General features: G+C 39.9%; 16 protein-coding genes. 9 read left to right on the forward strand and 7 right to left on the reverse strand.

Annotated features, from left to right (window positions below):
- Positions 1 to 49 precede the first annotated feature (49 nt).
- Positions 50 to 1,318, forward strand: coding sequence for a YeaH/YhbH family protein (locus A6E04_RS08620; RefSeq protein ID WP_012550723.1), 1,269 nt, complete (start codon positions 50 to 52; stop codon positions 1,316 to 1,318).
- Between the two features lie 11 nt (positions 1,319 to 1,329).
- Complete coding sequence (locus A6E04_RS08625) at positions 1,330 to 2,847, forward strand: SpoVR family protein (protein WP_017022121.1); 1,518 nt, start codon at positions 1,330 to 1,332, stop codon at positions 2,845 to 2,847.
- A gap of 107 nt (positions 2,848 to 2,954) precedes the next feature.
- Here A6E04_RS08625 and A6E04_RS08630 read toward each other — a convergent pair whose 3' ends face one another.
- Positions 2,955 to 5,183, reverse strand: a complete 2,229-nt coding sequence (locus A6E04_RS08630) for an NADP-dependent isocitrate dehydrogenase (RefSeq protein ID WP_065610890.1) — start codon at positions 5,181 to 5,183, stop codon at positions 2,955 to 2,957.
- Positions 5,184 to 5,353: 170 nt separating this feature from the next.
- Here A6E04_RS08630 and A6E04_RS08635 point away from each other — a divergent pair, with 170 nt between their 5' ends.
- Positions 5,354 to 5,986: a pseudouridine synthase gene (locus A6E04_RS08635; RefSeq protein ID WP_017022123.1), complete on the forward strand. Its 633-nt coding sequence runs from the start codon at positions 5,354 to 5,356 to the stop codon at positions 5,984 to 5,986.
- Positions 5,987 to 6,076: 90 nt separating this feature from the next.
- Positions 6,077 to 6,250, forward strand: a complete 174-nt coding sequence (locus A6E04_RS21145) for a hypothetical protein (protein WP_017022124.1) — start codon at positions 6,077 to 6,079, stop codon at positions 6,248 to 6,250.
- 91 nt (positions 6,251 to 6,341) lie between these two features.
- Here A6E04_RS21145 and A6E04_RS08640 read toward each other — a convergent pair whose 3' ends face one another.
- From A6E04_RS08640 to norV, 5 genes are read right to left on the reverse strand one after another with little or no spacing between them, the layout of a single operon-like run.
- Positions 6,342 to 6,614: a hypothetical protein gene (locus tag A6E04_RS08640; RefSeq protein ID WP_065610892.1), complete on the reverse strand. Its 273-nt coding sequence runs from the start codon at positions 6,612 to 6,614 to the stop codon at positions 6,342 to 6,344.
- Between the two features lie 59 nt (positions 6,615 to 6,673).
- Positions 6,674 to 7,009, reverse strand: a complete 336-nt coding sequence (locus tag A6E04_RS08645) for a TehB family protein (protein WP_012550718.1) — start codon at positions 7,007 to 7,009, stop codon at positions 6,674 to 6,676.
- Between the two features lie 38 nt (positions 7,010 to 7,047).
- Entirely contained in the window at positions 7,048 to 7,821 is a 774-nt protein-coding gene (locus A6E04_RS08650) for a ferredoxin--NADP reductase (protein ID WP_065610894.1), read from the reverse strand.
- Between the two features lie 12 nt (positions 7,822 to 7,833).
- The gene (norW, locus tag A6E04_RS08655) at positions 7,834 to 8,979 is read right to left on the reverse strand and encodes an NADH:flavorubredoxin reductase NorW (RefSeq protein ID WP_065610896.1); all 1,146 of its coding nucleotides are present in this window, start codon (positions 8,977 to 8,979) and stop codon (positions 7,834 to 7,836) included.
- A gap of 11 nt (positions 8,980 to 8,990) precedes the next feature.
- On the reverse strand, positions 8,991 to 10,490 hold the full coding sequence (gene norV, locus A6E04_RS08660; protein WP_065610898.1) for an anaerobic nitric oxide reductase flavorubredoxin: 1,500 nt from the start codon (positions 10,488 to 10,490) through the stop codon (positions 8,991 to 8,993).
- Positions 10,491 to 10,677: 187 nt separating this feature from the next.
- Here norV and norR point away from each other — a divergent pair, with 187 nt between their 5' ends.
- The 4 genes from norR (at position 10,678) to purB (ending at position 15,527) form a co-directional block, all read left to right on the forward strand.
- On the forward strand, positions 10,678 to 12,216 hold the full coding sequence (gene norR, locus A6E04_RS08665) for a nitric oxide reductase transcriptional regulator NorR (protein ID WP_065610900.1): 1,539 nt from the start codon (positions 10,678 to 10,680) through the stop codon (positions 12,214 to 12,216).
- 116 nt (positions 12,217 to 12,332) lie between these two features.
- Complete coding sequence (mnmA, locus tag A6E04_RS08670; RefSeq protein WP_017022131.1) at positions 12,333 to 13,457, forward strand: tRNA 2-thiouridine(34) synthase MnmA; 1,125 nt, start codon at positions 12,333 to 12,335, stop codon at positions 13,455 to 13,457.
- Between the two features lie 11 nt (positions 13,458 to 13,468).
- Complete coding sequence (gene hflD / locus A6E04_RS08675; RefSeq protein WP_065610902.1) at positions 13,469 to 14,086, forward strand: high frequency lysogenization protein HflD; 618 nt, start codon at positions 13,469 to 13,471, stop codon at positions 14,084 to 14,086.
- A gap of 70 nt (positions 14,087 to 14,156) precedes the next feature.
- Complete coding sequence (gene purB / locus A6E04_RS08680; protein WP_023603853.1) at positions 14,157 to 15,527, forward strand: adenylosuccinate lyase; 1,371 nt, start codon at positions 14,157 to 14,159, stop codon at positions 15,525 to 15,527.
- A 115-nt stretch (positions 15,528 to 15,642) separates the two neighbouring features.
- On the opposite strand, the gene A6E04_RS08685 is transcribed toward purB, so the two are convergent.
- A complete protein-coding gene (locus tag A6E04_RS08685) occupies positions 15,643 to 16,071 on the reverse strand; it encodes a hypothetical protein (RefSeq protein WP_017022133.1) in 429 nt (142 codons plus the stop codon).
- Between the two features lie 233 nt (positions 16,072 to 16,304).
- Here A6E04_RS08685 and A6E04_RS08690 point away from each other — a divergent pair, with 233 nt between their 5' ends.
- Entirely contained in the window at positions 16,305 to 18,398 is a 2,094-nt protein-coding gene (locus A6E04_RS08690; RefSeq protein WP_017022134.1) for a methyl-accepting chemotaxis protein, read from the forward strand.
- Positions 18,399 to 18,575: the final 177 nt, after the last annotated feature.

Raw genomic sequence — 18,575 nt, forward strand, 5'->3', positions numbered from 1 at the left:
CAGCCTATATCTCATAGGCTGCCCCTACCAAAATATAGGGGGACATATTATGGCTCAATTTATTGATCGAAGATTGAACGGAAAAAAGAAAAGCACCGTCAACAGACAGCGCTTTATTCGTCGCCACAAAGACCAAATTAAACGTGCGGTCTCTGATGCAGTAAACCAACGTTCAGTAACGAATACTGAAACGGGCGAAAGCATCTCTATTCCTAAAGGGGACATCTCTGAACCTATTTTTCATCAAGGTCAGGGAGGCATTCGCGAACGCGTTCATCCAGGAAATGACCAATTTATCAAAGGAGATAAAATCGAACGCCCTCAAGGAGGCGCGGGAGGGGGGTCAGGAGACGGTGACGCCAGTGCCGACGGTGAAGGAGAAGATGAATTTAGTTTCCAAATTTCAAAAGATGAATACTTAGACATTCTTTTTGAACAACTTGAATTGCCTAATTTAGAAAAAAACCAAGTTCAAAAAATAACAGAATGGGAAACACATCGCGCTGGGTATCAAACAGCCGGTGTTCCATCAAACATAGACATTGTTCGTTCGTTACAGCAATCACTTGCTCGCCGTACTGCCATGACAGCAGGAAAAAGACGCTTACTTAAAGAACTAGAACAAGAACTTGAGAACATAAAAAACAGCGAACCTGCACAACCGCTCTCGGTTCGACAAATGAAAGAAGAAATCGAAGCATTAAGAACCAAAATTAAACATGTGCCTTATATTGATTCTTTCGATTTACGCTATAAAAACTATGAACGAACCCCTATCCCATCAAGCCAAGCGGTTATGTTTTGTTTAATGGACGTATCCGGCTCCATGGACCAAGCGACTAAAGACATTGCTAAACGCTTCTATGTCTTACTTTATTTATTCTTAACTCGTACTTATGAAAATGTCGACGTTGTTTTTATTCGCCACCATACTCAAGCAAAAGAAGTTGATGAGCATGAATTTTTCTACTCCCAAGAAACGGGAGGCACTATGGTTTCAAGCGCATTAAAACTCATGAATGACATTGTCACTAAACGTTATCCCGCCAATGAGTGGAATATTTATGCTGCTCAAGCCTCTGACGGGGACAACTGGGCAGACGATTCACCAAAATGTAAGGAGCTACTTACTACGTCAATTCTTCCTTATTGCCAATATTATTCCTACATTGAAATCACAAAACGAACACACCAAACACTGTGGAACGAATATGAAAAACTATCTCAAGGGTGCAATAACTTTGCGATGAAAAATATCAAAACCGTTGATGATATTTACCCTATTTTTAGAGAATTATTCCACAAACAATTGGCTTAGGAGGAAATACTATGAATAAAAAAAGTAGGTTACCTGATGGGCCAGATTGGACCTTTCAAACTTTAGAACAATACCATGTTGAAATTAAGCGCGTTGCGGAGTATTACCGTTTAGATACCTATCCTAACCAGATTGAGATCATCACCGCTGAACAAATGATGGATGCGTATTCTAGTGTTGGGATGCCCATTAATTACCATCATTGGTCATTTGGAAAAAAATTCATTCAAACCGAACAGAATTATAAGCATGGCCAAATGGGCTTAGCTTATGAAATTGTCATCAACTCCTCCCCTTGCATCTCTTATCTTATGGAAGAAAATACCATTACGATGCAAGCATTAGTGATGGCACATGCTTGTTATGGGCATAACTCTTTCTTTAAAGGCAATTATTTATTTCAAACATGGACTGATGCGAGCTCAATAGTCGATTATCTACTTTTCGCTCAGCAATACATTACTCAGTGTGAAGAAAAGCATGGCGTTGATGAGGTAGAGGCCATTCTAGATTCTTGTCACGCACTCATGAACTATGGCGTAGATAGATACAAACGCCCTGAAAAAATATCCATTGCAGAAGAAAAAATTCGTCAAGAAGACAGAGAGGCTTACCTTCAATCACAAGTAAATGACCTATGGCGAACCGTTCCAAAAACCAAGCAAGAAAACAACGAAGAAAAAGAAAGATTCCCCTCTGAGCCACAAGAAAATATTCTGTATTTTATTGAAAAACACGCACCACTATTAGAATCATGGCAACGGGAATTGGTCAGGATTATTCGTAAGATAAGTCAATATTTTTATCCACAAAAACAAACACAGGTAATGAATGAAGGGTGGGCAACATTTTGGCATTACACTATTTTAAATCATCTTTACGATGAAGACTTAGTGTCCGATAAATTCATTTTAGAATTCTTACATAGCCATACCAATGTAGTGGCTCAACCAAGCTATAACAGCCCTTATTATAGTGGGATAAACCCTTATGCATTAGGGTTTGCCATGTTTCAAGATATTCGCCGTATCTGTGAAGAGCCCACAGATGAAGATAGGGAATGGTTCCCAGATTTAGCAGGAAGTGATTGGTTAGACGCCGTTCATTTTGCGATGCATAACTTCAAAGATGAAAGTTTCATAAGCCAGTATTTATCACCTAAATTAATACGTGAATTTAAATTATTTGCCATATTAGACGATGATAAAAGTAAACACATTGAGATTAGTGCTATTCATGACGATGTCGGTTATCGAGAGATTCGAGAAAAGTTAGCTGCTCAATACAATTTGAGTAATTTAGAACCGAATATTCAAGTATGGAATGTGGATGTAAGAGGTGACCGTTCATTAATATTAAGGCACGTCCCACACAATCGAATTCCTTTAGATAAAGGACACCAAGAAGTAATGAAGCACTTACACCGTTTATGGGGGTTTGATGTGGTATTAGAAGAGGTTATTTCATTTAACCGGGCAGAAATAATTTCATCTTGTCCAAAGCGTAATTATTACAATACCACGATTTAATCACCTAAAAACATCACGACATAGATAACAAAAAGCCTTGAGATATAACTACCTCAAGGCTTTTTTAGTTAATACGTATTCACGTTACAATTTAAAAATAATTCAAACTATAAAGTCGCTAATGCCGCATTCAACGTTGCACTCGGACGCATTTCTTTTGCAGCAAGTTCAGCAATCGGTTGGAAATAGCCCCCAACATTGCCAACAACACCTTGCGCTGCATTTAACTCTTCAACTATTTTAGCTTCATTTGACGTTAGTGTTTCAGCCAATGAACCAAAATAGGCTTGAAGTTCTGCATCACCCGTTTGCGCTGCAAGTTCTTGAGCCCAATACATTGCTAGATAGAAATGGCTACCACGGTTATCCAACTCACCGACACGACGTGATGGCGATTTATTCGTTTCAAGGAACTTAGACGTTGCAGCATCAAGTGTATCAGCAAGTATTTGTGCTTTTGCATTGCCAGTCGTCACACTTAAGTGTTCAAACGACGCCGCTAATGCTAAGAATTCACCTAAAGAATCCCAACGTAAATGGTTTTCTTTTTCGAATTGTTGAACGTGTTTTGGAGCAGAACCACCCGCCCCCGTTTCAAACAGGCCACCACCATTCATAAGAGGGACAATAGACAGCATTTTCGCTGATGTTCCAAGCTCTAGAATTGGAAATAAATCCGTTAGATAATCACGTAATACATTACCCGTTACCGAGATCGTATCTTCGCCTTTAATAATACGCGCTAACGTAAATTCAGTCGCCGCAACTGGAGACAAAATTTGAATATCAAGACCTGCTGTATCATGATCTGCAAGGTAAGTATTTACTTTCTTAATCAGTTCAGCATCATGTTGACGATTAGTATCAAGCCAGAAAATAGCCGGAGTTCCAGTTGCACGAGCACGGTTTACCGCTAATTTAACCCAATCTTGGATTGGTGCGTCTTTTGCCTGACACATACGCCAGATATCGCCTTCACCAACGGAATGTTCAATCAGTGCGGTGCCTGTCGCATCAACCACTCGAACGGTACCCGCAGCAGGAAGAATGAAGGTCTTATCATGAGATCCATATTCCTCTGCTTTTTGAGCCATTAATCCTACGTTTGGCACAGAGCCCATCGTTGTTGGATCAAACGCGCCATTCACTTTACAGAATTCAATAACCGATTGGTACACACCAGCATAACAACGATCTGGGATCATTGCTTTCGTATCTTTTAGTTGACCATCTGGTCCCCACATACGACCAGAAGTACGTAATGCAGCAGGCATAGAAGCATCAATGATTACATCACTTGGTACATGAAGATTCGTGATACCACGATCTGAATCAACCATTGCAAGCTCTGGTTGATATTCATAAACCGCCGCTAAATCCGCTTCAATCGCGTCTTTTTCAGCATCAGGAAGCGATACTATTTTAGTATAAACATCACCAACACCATTATTTGCATCAACACCAAGTTTTGCAAATGTCGTCGCGTATTTATCAAAGACTTCTTTATAGAATACTTTAACCGCGTGACCAAAAATAACTGGATCAGAGACTTTCATCATCGTCGCTTTCATATGCAGTGAAAGCAGAACATCTTCTTCTTTGGCTTTTTTAATTTCAGCTTCGAAGAATTCAACCAATGCTTTTTTGCTTAGACAAGAACCATCAATGATTTCTTTGTCTTTCAGTGCCAGTCCCTCTTTCAGTACTGTTACATCGCCATTATCAGCAACAAATTCAATATTAACGTTTGTTGCACCGTCAATCGTCACTGATTTTTCGCTTGCGTAGAAGTCACCTTCACTCATGCTTGCAACGTGTGATTTTGAATCCTTCGCCCACGCACCCATTGAGTGTGGGTTATTACGCGCGTATTGCTTAACCGCACCCGGTGCACGACGATCAGAGTTACCTTCACGAAGGACAGGGTTAACTGCTGAGCCTTTAATTTTATCGTAAACCGCTTTAACGGCTTTTTCTTCGTCCGTTTTTGCTTCTTCAGGGTAATTAGGCAGAGCATAGCCTTTCGCTTGAAGCTCTTTAATTACCGCATGAAGTTGAGGAATCGACGCACTGATGTTCGGAAGTTTAATGATGTTTGCTTCAGGCGTTTTAGCGAGTTCGCCAAGCTCTACCAATGCATCACTAATACGTTGGTCTTCTGTTAGGTATTCAGAAAAATTTGCAATGACACGACCCGCAAGTGAGATGTCGCGAGTATCAACATCAATGTTAGATGATGCTGCAAATGCTTGAATAATTGGAAGAAGTGAATGCGTCGCCAATGCTGGCGCTTCATCAGTGATGGTATAGATAATCTTAGATTTTTGCGTTGTCATTTAATTTCCCTATTTAATCTACAAAACCAATAACAAAACGTATAATAGGCTTTGTAATTTACCGACTTTATTTTTATTAGTCTTTTGTTTCACGCGCGTACTATAGCGAAAAGCCGTGAACTTTAAAACTAAACACCACAAAAGCTTTACAATTTTGCAAGGTAGTTAACATGACATTCAAGCGTTCTCCAAATTGGAAAAAACCGGCCTTTAAGAAAAAAACCACACAAAAGCCACGCCCTGCACCAGAAGATCGTAAAGTCCTTATCTTTAATAAACCTTTTGATGTATTGAGTCAATTTACCGATGATCAGCATCGACAAACTCTTGCAGATTTCATTTCTGTGAAGGATGTTTACGCAGCAGGACGCCTTGATCGTGACAGTGAAGGATTATTAATTCTTACCAATGATGGTGTGCTTCAAGCACGGTTAACACAACCTGAATCTAAGTCACCAAAAACCTATTGGGTACAGGTTGAAGGTGCTCCGACAGAAGACGATTTAGAGAAGCTTCGCCAAGGCGTTGAATTAAAAGATGGGATGACACTTCCCGCAAAAGTTGAAGTAATGACAGAGCCTGAACTATGGGAAAGAAACCCTCCCGTTCGCTTTAGAGCCGCTATTCCGACAACATGGATAACAGTGACTATTATTGAAGGAAGAAACAGACAAGTTCGCCGAATGACGGCTCACATTGGGTTTCCAACGTTACGCTTGATTCGTTACTCTATGGGAGATTGGACGATCAAAGATGTCCCTCATGGAGAATGGAAAGAAGTGACAATTAATAGTAATAAATAGAAATGTAGCAAATAAGTTAAAAACAACTACGTATTTACGTACTTTTCACTTAGACTAAATAGATAATCACATGAGAATAAAGGAATAAAAATGAAGATAATCATCAAGGTAGCAGGGATAGCTAGCGTATTATTTTTAAGTGCTTGTGCTCCAGCAGATAGAGAAGACATTAATTCTACCGAACTCACTAATGAGCACTATGACAATCAAGAAAGACAGCAACAAAACTGCATGTTGACTGGCGAAATTGGTTGCGCAAACTAGCATTATTGAATAAAAAAGGCGAGATAGAGTTTACACTCTGTCTCGCCTTTTTATTTGATCATTGCTTGGGATTATCCAAGTAATCTCGGTATTATTCGTCGCCCATAAAGCTCATGTCTGGCAAAGATTCTAAATTTTCTTTATAACGCTTTTGGTTAAATTCAGCGCCATTTTTCATCACATCAAACACTTCAATCGCGAGTACACATGCCATCATTTCAATCGCATCTTCACGAGGATTACCCGTCATAACTAAACGCATTAGTGTTTCTTTAACTGCAATTGGGCTGCCGTCTTCAATTTGATTTTTTACGGTTTCAATCAAAGTTTCTTCCGTCATGAAATCGTCTTGTTGATCTGTCATTTGTTCTGCTCACTCTATAATTTCGCTTACTATGCCATAAATGAAAAGAAGAGTGACAATTATTTAGTGTTGAACATTTTCTTTCCAGTTTTGTCTTGATCTGACCAGAAATTAATATTGAATTGAGCATCCTCACTTAACTCAACTCGGTGCCAATACTGAGGAGGGCTTGTCGCAAACTCGCCCGCGTTAATGACCACTTTAACTTCAGGCTCTATTGCCTCTTCATCTGCAAAACCATAATAGGTAACGACACCTTCCATCACACACAACTGCCCAAACACATCAGCCGCAGTATTGTGGTGGCTAAGCAATGCCGCAGGTACATTGTCACGAGTAAAAAAAGGGGTTGAACGTTGAATCGTCCAATTTGCTGGAATACGTAAATGACTCATAATAACTCTCCAAATAAATGTAATGCTTCTATGTGTAATTACCAATAATTCTCAGAGCTAAACTGCCCTGCTTTCTTACGAAGATGTTTTTGAAACCCTAATTCATTTAAGGCGCTTGCTGTGTCTTTAACCATGCAGGGATTACCACAGAGATATAAGAAACTATGCGCTTTATTAAGGGGACATTGGGTTTGTTTTTCGATGCTTCCATTGAGTAATAAAGACGGGATTCGTCCACGTAGAGTTCCGGTGACATGTTCTCTAGAAACAATTGGCACATAATGAAGCCTCCTATTAAACCGATGAAGTAATCGCTGAATTCGATCGTGATAAATCAACTCAGCATGTGTTCTTACTGCATGAACTAAAATAATATTTTTAAATCGAGTCTCAAGTGACGGTGTTTCTAAAAGAGAGATAAAGGGGCCTATCGCCGTTCCCGTTGACAATAACCATAAATCATCCACATGCACTGGAACTTCATCTAACGTCATAAACCCCGCGGCATCTTTACCAACAAAGATATCATCGCCTGAATTTAAGCGATGAAGACGAGGAGATAACTCCCCGAGATCATCTGCAATGATCAGAAACTCCATATGTTGATGCCCTATCGCTTGCTTAGGGTTATTCACAATCGAATACGCCCTTCTTACCCAACCACCACTGCCATCAGGCAAGGCAAGTTTCGTAAATTGCCCAGCAGTGTAAGCATCAATCGGGGCCTCAACATACAAACTGAATAAACGATCGGTCCAATCATAGCGACTCAGAACCACGCCTTTTATTAAGCCATGAGGAATTTCTGTCATAATTCACCTCTATTAATTCGTATTATGTATCTCTCTAAATAAAGGAAATGCCTTTTTCATCTGTTCTTTTGTCACAACAAATCCGGTTAGGTTATCCTTTTCATCATAAGCTTTAGCACATATCCCCTGTTCATCAAGTTCAATAGACCAACGATGGATATGACTTGATGTATTACCCGCAAGCTGTATTGGATAGTGTGGAGTTTTCACCTTCACCATCATATTTGGTAATGCCAATGCAGTTTCTGTACCCAATAAGGTTTTTGCTAACGCATTAGCACTCAATAATATTGGCTGAAGATACGCCATTACCTTACCTTCAATTTCTGCGCAATCGCCTAACGCATACACATTTCTAACCGATGTTTGTAAGGTTGAATCCACCACAACTCCACGATTAACACGAATATCAGCGTCTTTCGCTAACTGAGTATTGGGTTTTAGACCAGCGGCTGAAATAACACAATCAACTTGATAAGACTGACCCTTCATTGTCGTGACTATAAAACCACTACCACTCTGATTTACACTTTGAACACCATCAGAAAGCGTAATAATCACGCCTTTATCTCTGCACGCATTCTCTAAAGGCAAAGAAATAAAGTCAGGGATCATATTGGCAAGAAGATGCGTATTCGGCTCAACCACCGTTACGTGTTTACCTGCACCCGCAAGATCCATTGCTAACTCTGTGCCTATCAGTCCACCACCAATAACGAGTATGCTTTGTGAACTCACCACTTTTTTATGAATAACCGCAAATTCTTTTAAGCTGTTTAACGTAAGGATCTCACTACATCCGTCCCCTTTAAAAGGTGGGATAAACGTTTGAGAGCCCGTGGCTAATACCAATTTAGCGTAAGAAAACACCTCGTCTTTCACCGTAATGGTTTGACTGATGGTATCAATCGACTCAACTAAAGTACGGGTATGCAATACCACATTGTATTGTTCAGAAAAATCGGAGCCTGATAGCGTCACTACATCATCATGACTCTGTTGCTTTGAAAACACATGACTTAAATCTGGCTTGTTATAATCGTGGCCATCATCATTCGTAAATACATGAATAGGACAATCTACGTCTGTACGACGGATCGTTTTAATTAGTTGATAAGAAGCAAAACCACTGCCAATAATAACGATTGGTAAACTCATTATTTCACTCCCTATTTAACTTCAACAAAGACATCTTTGCCTAAATTACACTCAGGGCATAAGAAATAATCGGGCACATCAATCCACGCCGTGTTTGGTTCCACCCCTTGATTTGGTTCACCGATTTCAGGATCGTAAACCCAATTACACACAGTACATAACATGCATTGTTTATCGCCATTTGACGCATTTGCATTAATGTCACTTTTAGCTGCAGAATTCATTGATGGATCAACCATGGCCACAGGCTCAGCAATAGACGCCGGAATGGTTTTCTTTTCAACATTGATCGTCTGAAACGTTGTAGTTACGGGTTTTAAGGCCCACTGCTTTGCTATAAATTGTCCATGTTCTCGGCACAATTGCATCGCTTTACCATCTGGACGCCATTTTGCTTTTAAGCCTACCGCCGTTTCAAAACCTGCATCAGTTAAACGAGAATGTATTCTGTCTACCGCTCCGCCATTCCAACCATAACTCCCAAATGCTCCTGCTTTTTTCGCTCGAAATCGAAGCCCTGTAATTTCTTCCAGCATACCTGCGATCTTAGGCATCATCACATTGTTCATGGTTGATGAGCCAACCAAAATCCCTTTTGAACGGAACACACTGGTTAAAATGTCATTCTTATCTTGTCGAGACACATTAAAGACTTTTACCGCGACACCAGGATCTACATCGTGAATACCTTGTGCAATCGCATCTGCCATCATTCGAGTATTGTTTGACATAGAATCATAGAAAAGCGTAATTCGATCTTCTTGGTAGTTGTCAGCCCACTCCAAATATTGATGAATGATTTGAGTTGGGTTATCTCTCCATACACACCCATGAGAGGTTGCAATCATGTCTACGGGTAAATTAAAGCTTAATACTTCTTTAATTTTTGCCGTCACTAACGCACTGAATGGCGTAAGGATATTGGCGTAATAACGTAAACATTGATCCATCAACTCAGTTTGATCGACTTCGTCATTAAATAAGCGTTCATCACAATAGTGCTGACCAAAGGCATCATTACTAAACAAAATTGCATCACCTGTTAAGTATGTCATCATGCTGTCTGGCCAATGCAACATTGGTGCTTCAACAAACACCAATTGTTTGCCATTACCAATATCTAATGCATCACCCGTTTTAATTGGCTTAAAGTTCCATTCAGGGTGATGATGGTGACCAACGATTGAATCAATCGCATTTTCAGTACAATAAATTGGTGTACCTGGGATTTTTTCCATTAATGCAGCAAGCGCACCTGCATGATCTTCTTCTGCGTGATTTATAACAATGTAATCAATGCTTGTGAGATCAATTTCCATTTCTAGGTTTTGAATAAATTGATGACTAAAACGATGATCAACCGTATCAATTAATATCGTTTTTTCTTCTTGAATCAAGTAACTGTTGTAGCTTGTGCCTTTGGTCATTTTAAATTCAGTACCATGGAAATCAGAGACCTCCCAATCACGTTGGCCAACCCAGTTAACATTGTTTTTAATATGAATAGTCATTATTTGTCTCATTTAATAATTAGCGTTACTCGTCATATTGCATCGAGCATGCCAACTATCTATCTATTTGTTTTATAAGTAAATAATAAAAACAAGATACCGAAAGGTGTCAATTTGACACTTATTTACTTCTGTCAAAAAGACAGTACAATAGTCAAATTGACATTAAGAAAGAGGGGTAACAATAATGAAAAACATTAAAGAAGAATGGATTCAGATAGCCTTAGATTTAACGTCTGGATTATCAAATAAAGATCGCTTTGAACGCTTACTCTCGACGATAAGAAACGCCTTAAAATGCGATGCTTCAGCCTTGTTACTGTTCAAAAATCAATATTTTTCTCCTTTAGCCATTAATGGTCTTGATGGTGATGTCATTGGTCGTCGCTTTTCCATTTCACAACACCCTCGTTTAGAAGCGATAGCCAGAGCCGGTGACATCGTTCGGTTCCCACCAGACAGCGATTTACCCGATCCTTATGATGGATTAATCGCAAATAAAAAAAGCCAGTTACACGTCCACTCCTGCATAGGCCTTCCTCTCATCGTCAATGAACGTCTCATTGGAGCGGTAACCATTGATGCATTCGATCCTGCCCAATTTGATAAATTCACAAATAAAGAATTACGTATCATCAGCGCATTAGCGGCAACAAGTTTGAACACCGCCTTACTCATGGAAAGATTAGAAAAACAATCAGGAGAAAGTAGCACAGCGTCTTCTTTTGAAAGTCCACAACACCACGCGGCCGAGATGATTGGTGAGTCTCAAGTAATGCAAGAGTTGCAAAACAACATTAACGCCGTAGCCAACACCGAATTGTCAGTCTTAATTACAGGTGAAACGGGAGTCGGAAAAGAATTAGTCGCCAGTGCTCTGCACGAAAGATCGGCGCGTTCAAATCAAAATTTAGTCTATTTAAACTGTGCAGCGCTACCAGAGTCGGTCGCAGAAAGTGAGTTGTTTGGTCATGTAAAAGGCGCATTCACAGGCGCAATAAGTAACCGAAAGGGAAAGTTTGAATCCGCAGATAATGGCACGTTATTTCTTGATGAAATTGGCGAATTATCTTTAGCGCTGCAAGCCAAATTACTGCGTGTTTTGCAGTATGGTGATATTCAACGTATTGGGGACGATAATCACATTAAAGTGAACACTCGAATTATTGCTGCCACCAACAAAATGCTTCATGAAGAAGTCAAGAATGGCAATTTTAGAGCCGATTTGTATCACCGCTTGAGTGTCTTTCCCATTTTTGTTCCCCCACTAAGGGACCGAGAAAATGACATTACGATTCTCGTTGGGTATTTTGCAGAAAAAAGCCGCATCAAATTAGGTGCTTCAAGTTTACGTATCACTCGAGAAACAATCGCCCTTCTTAACGATTATTCATGGCCAGGAAACATCCGAGAGTTAGAGCATGTAATGAGCCGAGCAACCGTACTTTCTAGAGCACAGAGTAATGAAACGGGCTTAACCCTTACGCCGCTGCATTTTTCAATTAAAAAAGACACTGACTTGGAAGTAAGCCCCATTCAACAAACAGAAAACACACTCATAGATGAAACGAAAGGATTACGCCTTGCAATCGACGAATTTCAAACACAATTAATAAAAAAAACACATCAAGAAAACCAACACAATTGGGCGGCTACCGCCAGAGCTTTGCAGCTTGATACAGGAAATTTACATCGTTTAGCCAAACGCTTAAAACTAAAGGACTAAATCAACATAAATAACCTACATTTCACAGATATAATCTGTGATTTTAGTCTCGGATCTGTCCCATGCAAATTCTTTCTGGTAGAATCTGCTTCAAGTTTTATTAGTGGTGTTAAAGAATGTCAGACAACAGCCAAAAGAAAGTCATCGTCGGAATGTCCGGTGGTGTAGACTCTTCAGTATCAGCCTACCTACTTCAGCAACAAGGATACCAAGTTGAAGGTCTTTTCATGAAAAACTGGGAAGAAGACGACAACGAGGAATATTGTACCGCAGCTGAAGATTTAGCCGATGCACAAGCCGTGTGTGACAAATTAGGTATTCACCTTCATACCATTAATTTCGCAGCTGAATATTGGGACAACGTCTTTGAATATTTCCTAGAGGAATACAAAGCGGGTCGCACGCCAAATCCAGACATTCTTTGTAATAAAGAAATTAAATTTAAAGCATTCTTAGAGTTTGCTGATGAAGTGTTGGATGCCGATTTTATTGCAATGGGTCACTACGTTCGTCGTACTTTCCCAACCGCAGAAGAAATCGCAAATGGTGCTAAACCACAAATGCTTCGTGGTTTGGATTCAAACAAAGATCAAAGTTACTTTCTGTATACATTAAGCTCAGAGCAAGTTGCACGCAGCCTGTTCCCTGTTGGTGATCTAGAAAAACCAGAAGTACGTCGCATTGCCCAAGAGCAAGATTTGATCACGGCGAAGAAAAAAGATTCTACTGGTATTTGCTTTATCGGTGAACGTAAATTCACTGAATTCTTAGGCAAATACCTACCAGCACAACCAGGTAATATTGAAACGCCAGAAGGCAAAGTTATTGGTCAACACCAAGGCTTGATGTACCACACTCTAGGCCAACGTAAAGGTTTGCACATTGGTGGCTCTAAAGGCGGCGGCGGTAACGAAGACCCATGGTTTGTTGGTGAAAAAGATTTAAAACGCAATGTACTTATTGCTGTACAAGGTCATGACCACCCATTATTGAAATCACAGGGCTTATTAGCCTCTCAACTTGATTGGGTTGATCGCACTGCGATCAAAGCACCATTGAGCTGCACGGTAAAAACACGTTACCGTCAAACTGATATCCCTTGTACCATTATCCCTATCGATGATGAGAACATTAAGGTGATTTTTGATGAACCACAAATTGCGGTGACTCCAGGTCAATCTGCAGTTTTCTACTCAGGTGAAATTTGCCTAGGTGGCGGTATCATCGAAGAACGTATTTAAGGAGTCCTAGCGTGGCGAACACTTTATTTGACAGAACCATTGCATTTGCTGGCATTTGCCAAGCGGCAAGCTTAGTACAAAAAATGGCGAAAGATGGGCATTGTGATCAAGCCGCGTTTGATACCGCTATCCAATCTATTTTGGAAACCAATCCAAATAATACGGTAGGTGTTTACGGGAAAGAAGCCAACTTACGTGTTGGCTTAGAATGCCTTGTACGAGATTTTGATAACACACCAACAGGCAGCGAATTAACTCGCTACCTGATCAGTTTAATGGCATTAGAGCGCAAACTTGCAGGTCATCGTGATGGCATGAGTAAGCTTGGTGAACGCATCAGTACCATTGAACGCCAATTAGACCATTTTGATATTCATAACGAACAAATGCTCAGTAACATTGCGAGTATTTATTTGGATGTGATCAGCCCTATGGGCCCTCGTATCCAAGTTACGGGTACACCATCTATCTTGCAACAACCAATGACTCAACATAAAGTTCGCGCATTACTACTATCAGGTATTCGCTCTGCGGTACTTTGGCGTCAAGTAGGCGGAAAGCGTCGTCATTTGATTTTTGGTCGTAAAAAAATGGTCGAACAAGCAAAAATTATATTAGCTCGAATTTAAAAAATTAAAGCCTACTTGACTATCAGGTAGGCTTTATCCTTTAACCTTTATAGATATCTAGGAGATTCACATGGAATTGTCAGCATTAACTGCTGTTTCACCTGTAGACGGTCGCTACGGAAGTAAAACAATTTCTCTACGCAGCATCTTTAGTGAGTATGGCTTACTGAAATACCGTACTGTTGTTGAAGTTCGTTGGCTTCAAAAATTAGCAGCTACGCAATCGATTGCGGAAGTGGCTACATTAAGCGCAGAAGCGAATCAATTCTTAGATAACATCGCTGCAAACTTCAGCGAAGAAGACGCTATGCGTATCAAGGACATTGAACGCACAACAAACCACGATGTTAAAGCCGTTGAATATTTCCTAAAAGAGAAAGTCGCTGAGCTTCCAGAGCTTCACGCTATCAACGAATTTATTCACTTTGCTTGTACTTCAGAAGACATTAACAATACGTCTCACGCTCTTATGCTTAAAGAAGCACGTGACACGATCGTTCTTCCTGAAATCCGTAACGTTATCGATGCAATTAAAGCATTAGCGAACGAGTACCGTGATATTCCTCTTCTTTCTCGTACACACGGTCAGCCTGCTTCACCTTCTACAATGGGTAAAGAAATGGCGAACGTTGCATACCGTATGGAACGTCAATACAAGCAAATCGAAAACGTTGAGATCCTAGCGAAAATCAACGGTGCTGTTGGTAACTACAACGCTCACCTTTCTGCTTACCCAGATGTTGATTGGCACAAATTCAGTGAAGAATTCATCACTGAATCTCTAGGCGTTAACTGGAATCCGTACACAACTCAAATCGAACCGCATGACTACATTGCAGAACTATTTGATGCGATTGCACGTTTCAACACAATCCTTCTTGATTTTGACCGTGACGTTTGGGGCTACATTGCTCTTGGTCACTTCAAACAAAAAACGATTGCGGGTGAAATCGGCTCTTCAACAATGCCACACAAAGTTAACCCAATCGATTTTGAAAACTCAGAAGGTAACCTAGGTCTTGCTAACGCAATCTTTAATCACCTAGCGCAAAAACTGCCTGTATCTCGCTGGCAGCGTGACCTTACCGATTCTACGGTTCTTCGTAACCTAGGTGTTGGTTGTGGCTACGCAATCATTGCATACACGTCGACTCTAAAAGGCATTAGCAAATTAGAAATCAATCGTGCAGCACTTGAAGCTGAGCTAGATAAAAACTGGGAAGTTCTTGCAGAACCGGTTCAAACAGTAATGCGTCGTTACGGCATCGAAAAGCCATACGAAAAACTAAAAGAGCTAACTCGCGGTAAACGCATTGATGGTGAAGGCATGCGTTCATTCATCGACAGCTTAGAAATCCCTGCAGACGAAAAAGTTCGTTTAAAAGAGATGACGCCAGCAAACTACATTGGTCAAGCTATCGAGCTAACTGACAAGCTGTAATCTTTACGGTTATTTATTAACCTAACCGATTTATAAGCACTAAAAAGCCCCGTATCAAACGCCTTTAAAGAGCGATTGTTACGGGGCTTTTTTATTTAGTATTACTCATTCAAGATTACATTACGCACTCTGTCATGTCTTGTGCACGTTCGACACCTTTCTCAATTAAGCTTTCAGCATTTTCATTTGAAATTGTTGCCATTACTTTATCAACCACATTTTCTGCTGTTGATTCTGATGATGCCGCCACTAAACAGCTATACGCATTCGAAATGTGTGCTTTCACTTCAACCAATGCTTCTGGGTTGCTGTAATCGGCATTCAACGCTTCATCAACCGATGTTGCAAATGCTTTTGCTGATATAGCTGCATCACCAAATTCATCAATATTAAGATCACTTAAATTAATTAATTCTAATTTTGTTTGAGCCATGTCTACTGCTTTATTTGCTGCGTTTTGTGCTTTATCAATGGCTTCACTTGCGTCATCACAACCCACTAAAACAACCGAAAATAATAAAGGTAACAATAGTTTTTTGTTCATTTTTTATCTCACTATAAAATTGCCAATATAACCAAAACAGAGTAACAGAAAATTAATTAAATGAGATGGTTAGCGTGTATCTAAGTATGAACCGCGGAGTATAAATGAATCTCCGTGAACTCAATGTGAACACCGGTGTAAATTTTATTCATTCAATTCAGTTATTTTAGCTAATGAATATTCACTCCAAGTCGATAAGTAATTCTATAAAATAATTTTAGTTTTGAGGGATTATGTTTAAATCAATAAAAACACGTATCGCGGTAAGTGCCGGACTTGCCATCTTTATCACATTAAGCACCGCCATGTTTTTTACTACCGTATCTTATAACGGAGTAAATAAAGAAATAACAAAACATGTCTCTGATCAACTCGCTGAAAATATTGATTATAAATTACTGTCTATTGCGAATCAGCAAAGTGCGGAACTCAATGGTCAGTTTTCCCCAGTGATCAGTAACTTAAAACAACTAAAATCATTGCTAGAACTGTCAAACCAACACCAAGCAGACGCAAGTCTTCTTATTGAGCAATTCATATCATCATTAAAAATACAAAATGACAGTGTATTTGCAGGTTATATGGTGTGGGAAGACGCTAATTTTACTAAAGATGAATCGGTTCTTACTCAAAAAGCATTAAATAAAGAAGGCGTTCTATCTCCATTCTTCTCTCCGACCAATTCAGGCTTTGAAGCCATTGGAATGGACAGCTTTAAAAACACCGCGTTAAACAACAATGGCGAACGTACTGATGAATGGCATTTAGCGCCTTTTGAAACGGGCAAAAGCTTTGTAATGGAACCTTACTATTACAACGTAAGAGGAAATGAAGAGCTTATTACGACGATCAGTTTGCCGTTACGACATAACAATAAGATTGTTGGTTCTCTTGGTTTTGACTGGTCAATAAAAAGCTTCCAAGCAATAAGTCAAAAATCAGCAAAAGCAACAGGAATGCCTGATGCGATTGTCTCTATCGCCTCATGGGACGGACGATTACTATCTTTTAGTAAAGATGGGAGTTTAGTCGGTCAAAAAGTAGCAGATGAATTTGCACGTAATTGGGGGTCGATTCAGCAAGAAGCGAAAAATAATAAGTCATTCTTAAAAGACATCGGCCATTTGAAAATTGCTGTCTCTACCATTAATACAGGGGCAAAACCGTGGATAGTCATGGTGTCGATTCCTTCTGAAATTTTGAAAAAAGAAATTACCGATTTCAATGTGTTCAGCACTGAATTAGGAAGCGAAGCGCTTTCTAATGGTTTATTAAGTGGCGTCATCTCTTCAATTGTTGGTATTTTTATTATTTTCCTTCTGGCAAAAAATATTGGTTCAACACTGTCTAATCTCACGACTCGCTTTGAAAACATAGCTCAAGGTGATGGCGATTTAACACAGCGCATTGAGATAGACTCTAAAGACGAAATTGGCCAGTTAGCTTTTTGGTTTAATACTTTTGTAGAGAAAATTCAACTCACTCTTCATAACGCCAAAAACACCGCTGAATTGGTGTCTCAATCATCAATGAACACCATGGCTGAAACTGAAAAATCACAAATTAAGCTGCAAAATCAAGTTAATGAAGTGACCCAATTAGCAACGGCGATTAATGAAATGAGTGCAACGGCTCAAGAAGTTGCGTCTTCTGCTTTGCAAGCGGCAACCGCTGCAAACCAAATTCAAACAAGCAGTGAAGATGGTCAAAAAATAATGAATAACGCCGCCTCTTCAGTAGAAGAGTTAGCCGCATTCATCAATGAAGCTCAATCACAAGTCGTTAGCTTAGCGGCATCAAGCAATGATATTCAAAAAATTCTAACGGAAATCGGCAGCATTGCTGAGCAAACAAATTTATTGGCTCTGAATGCCGCTATTGAAGCCGCTCGCGCTGGTGAGCAAGGCCGTGGATTTGCAGTCGTCGCTGATGAGGTGCGTAACCTTGCAAGTCGTACGCAAAGCTCAACTCAAGAAATCAACAGCATGCTTGTAATATTGCAGCAAAATACACAAGGCATTGTCACCGTAATGGACAGTAGCCAGAAACAAGCGCTAGCAACCAAAGAAGACACATTAATTGCACAACAAAACTTAATTGAAATAAGTAATGCAATCCTTGTGGCAAATGACATGAACAATCAAATTGCTTCTGCCGCTGAAGAGCAAAGCTCGGTTTCTGAAGAGATAAATCGCAATGTAACCAGCATTAATGAAGCCGCTGATGAGGTTCTTGCTGATATGCATACCTCACTCAATGATACGGCTGAACTAACAAGAGAAAGTCATGAATTAGCACAAAGGCTGAGTGAGTTTAAAACTCAATAAGCCCATCTAACAAAGCCACACAACTCTCCCTCGGTTGTGTGGCTTTTATCTCTTGACCTATTAATCCCCCTCTATCTCTATCTCTATCTCTATCTCTATCTCTATCTCTATCTCTCATGAACTTTATGAACAAAACGTCCTTTATGTTCTAAATAACCATTATTTTCTCTAACTGTT

It is taken from the genome of Aliivibrio logei (assembly GCF_001691055.1).
GTDB classification, from domain to species: domain Bacteria; phylum Pseudomonadota; class Gammaproteobacteria; order Enterobacterales; family Vibrionaceae; genus Aliivibrio; species Aliivibrio salmonicida.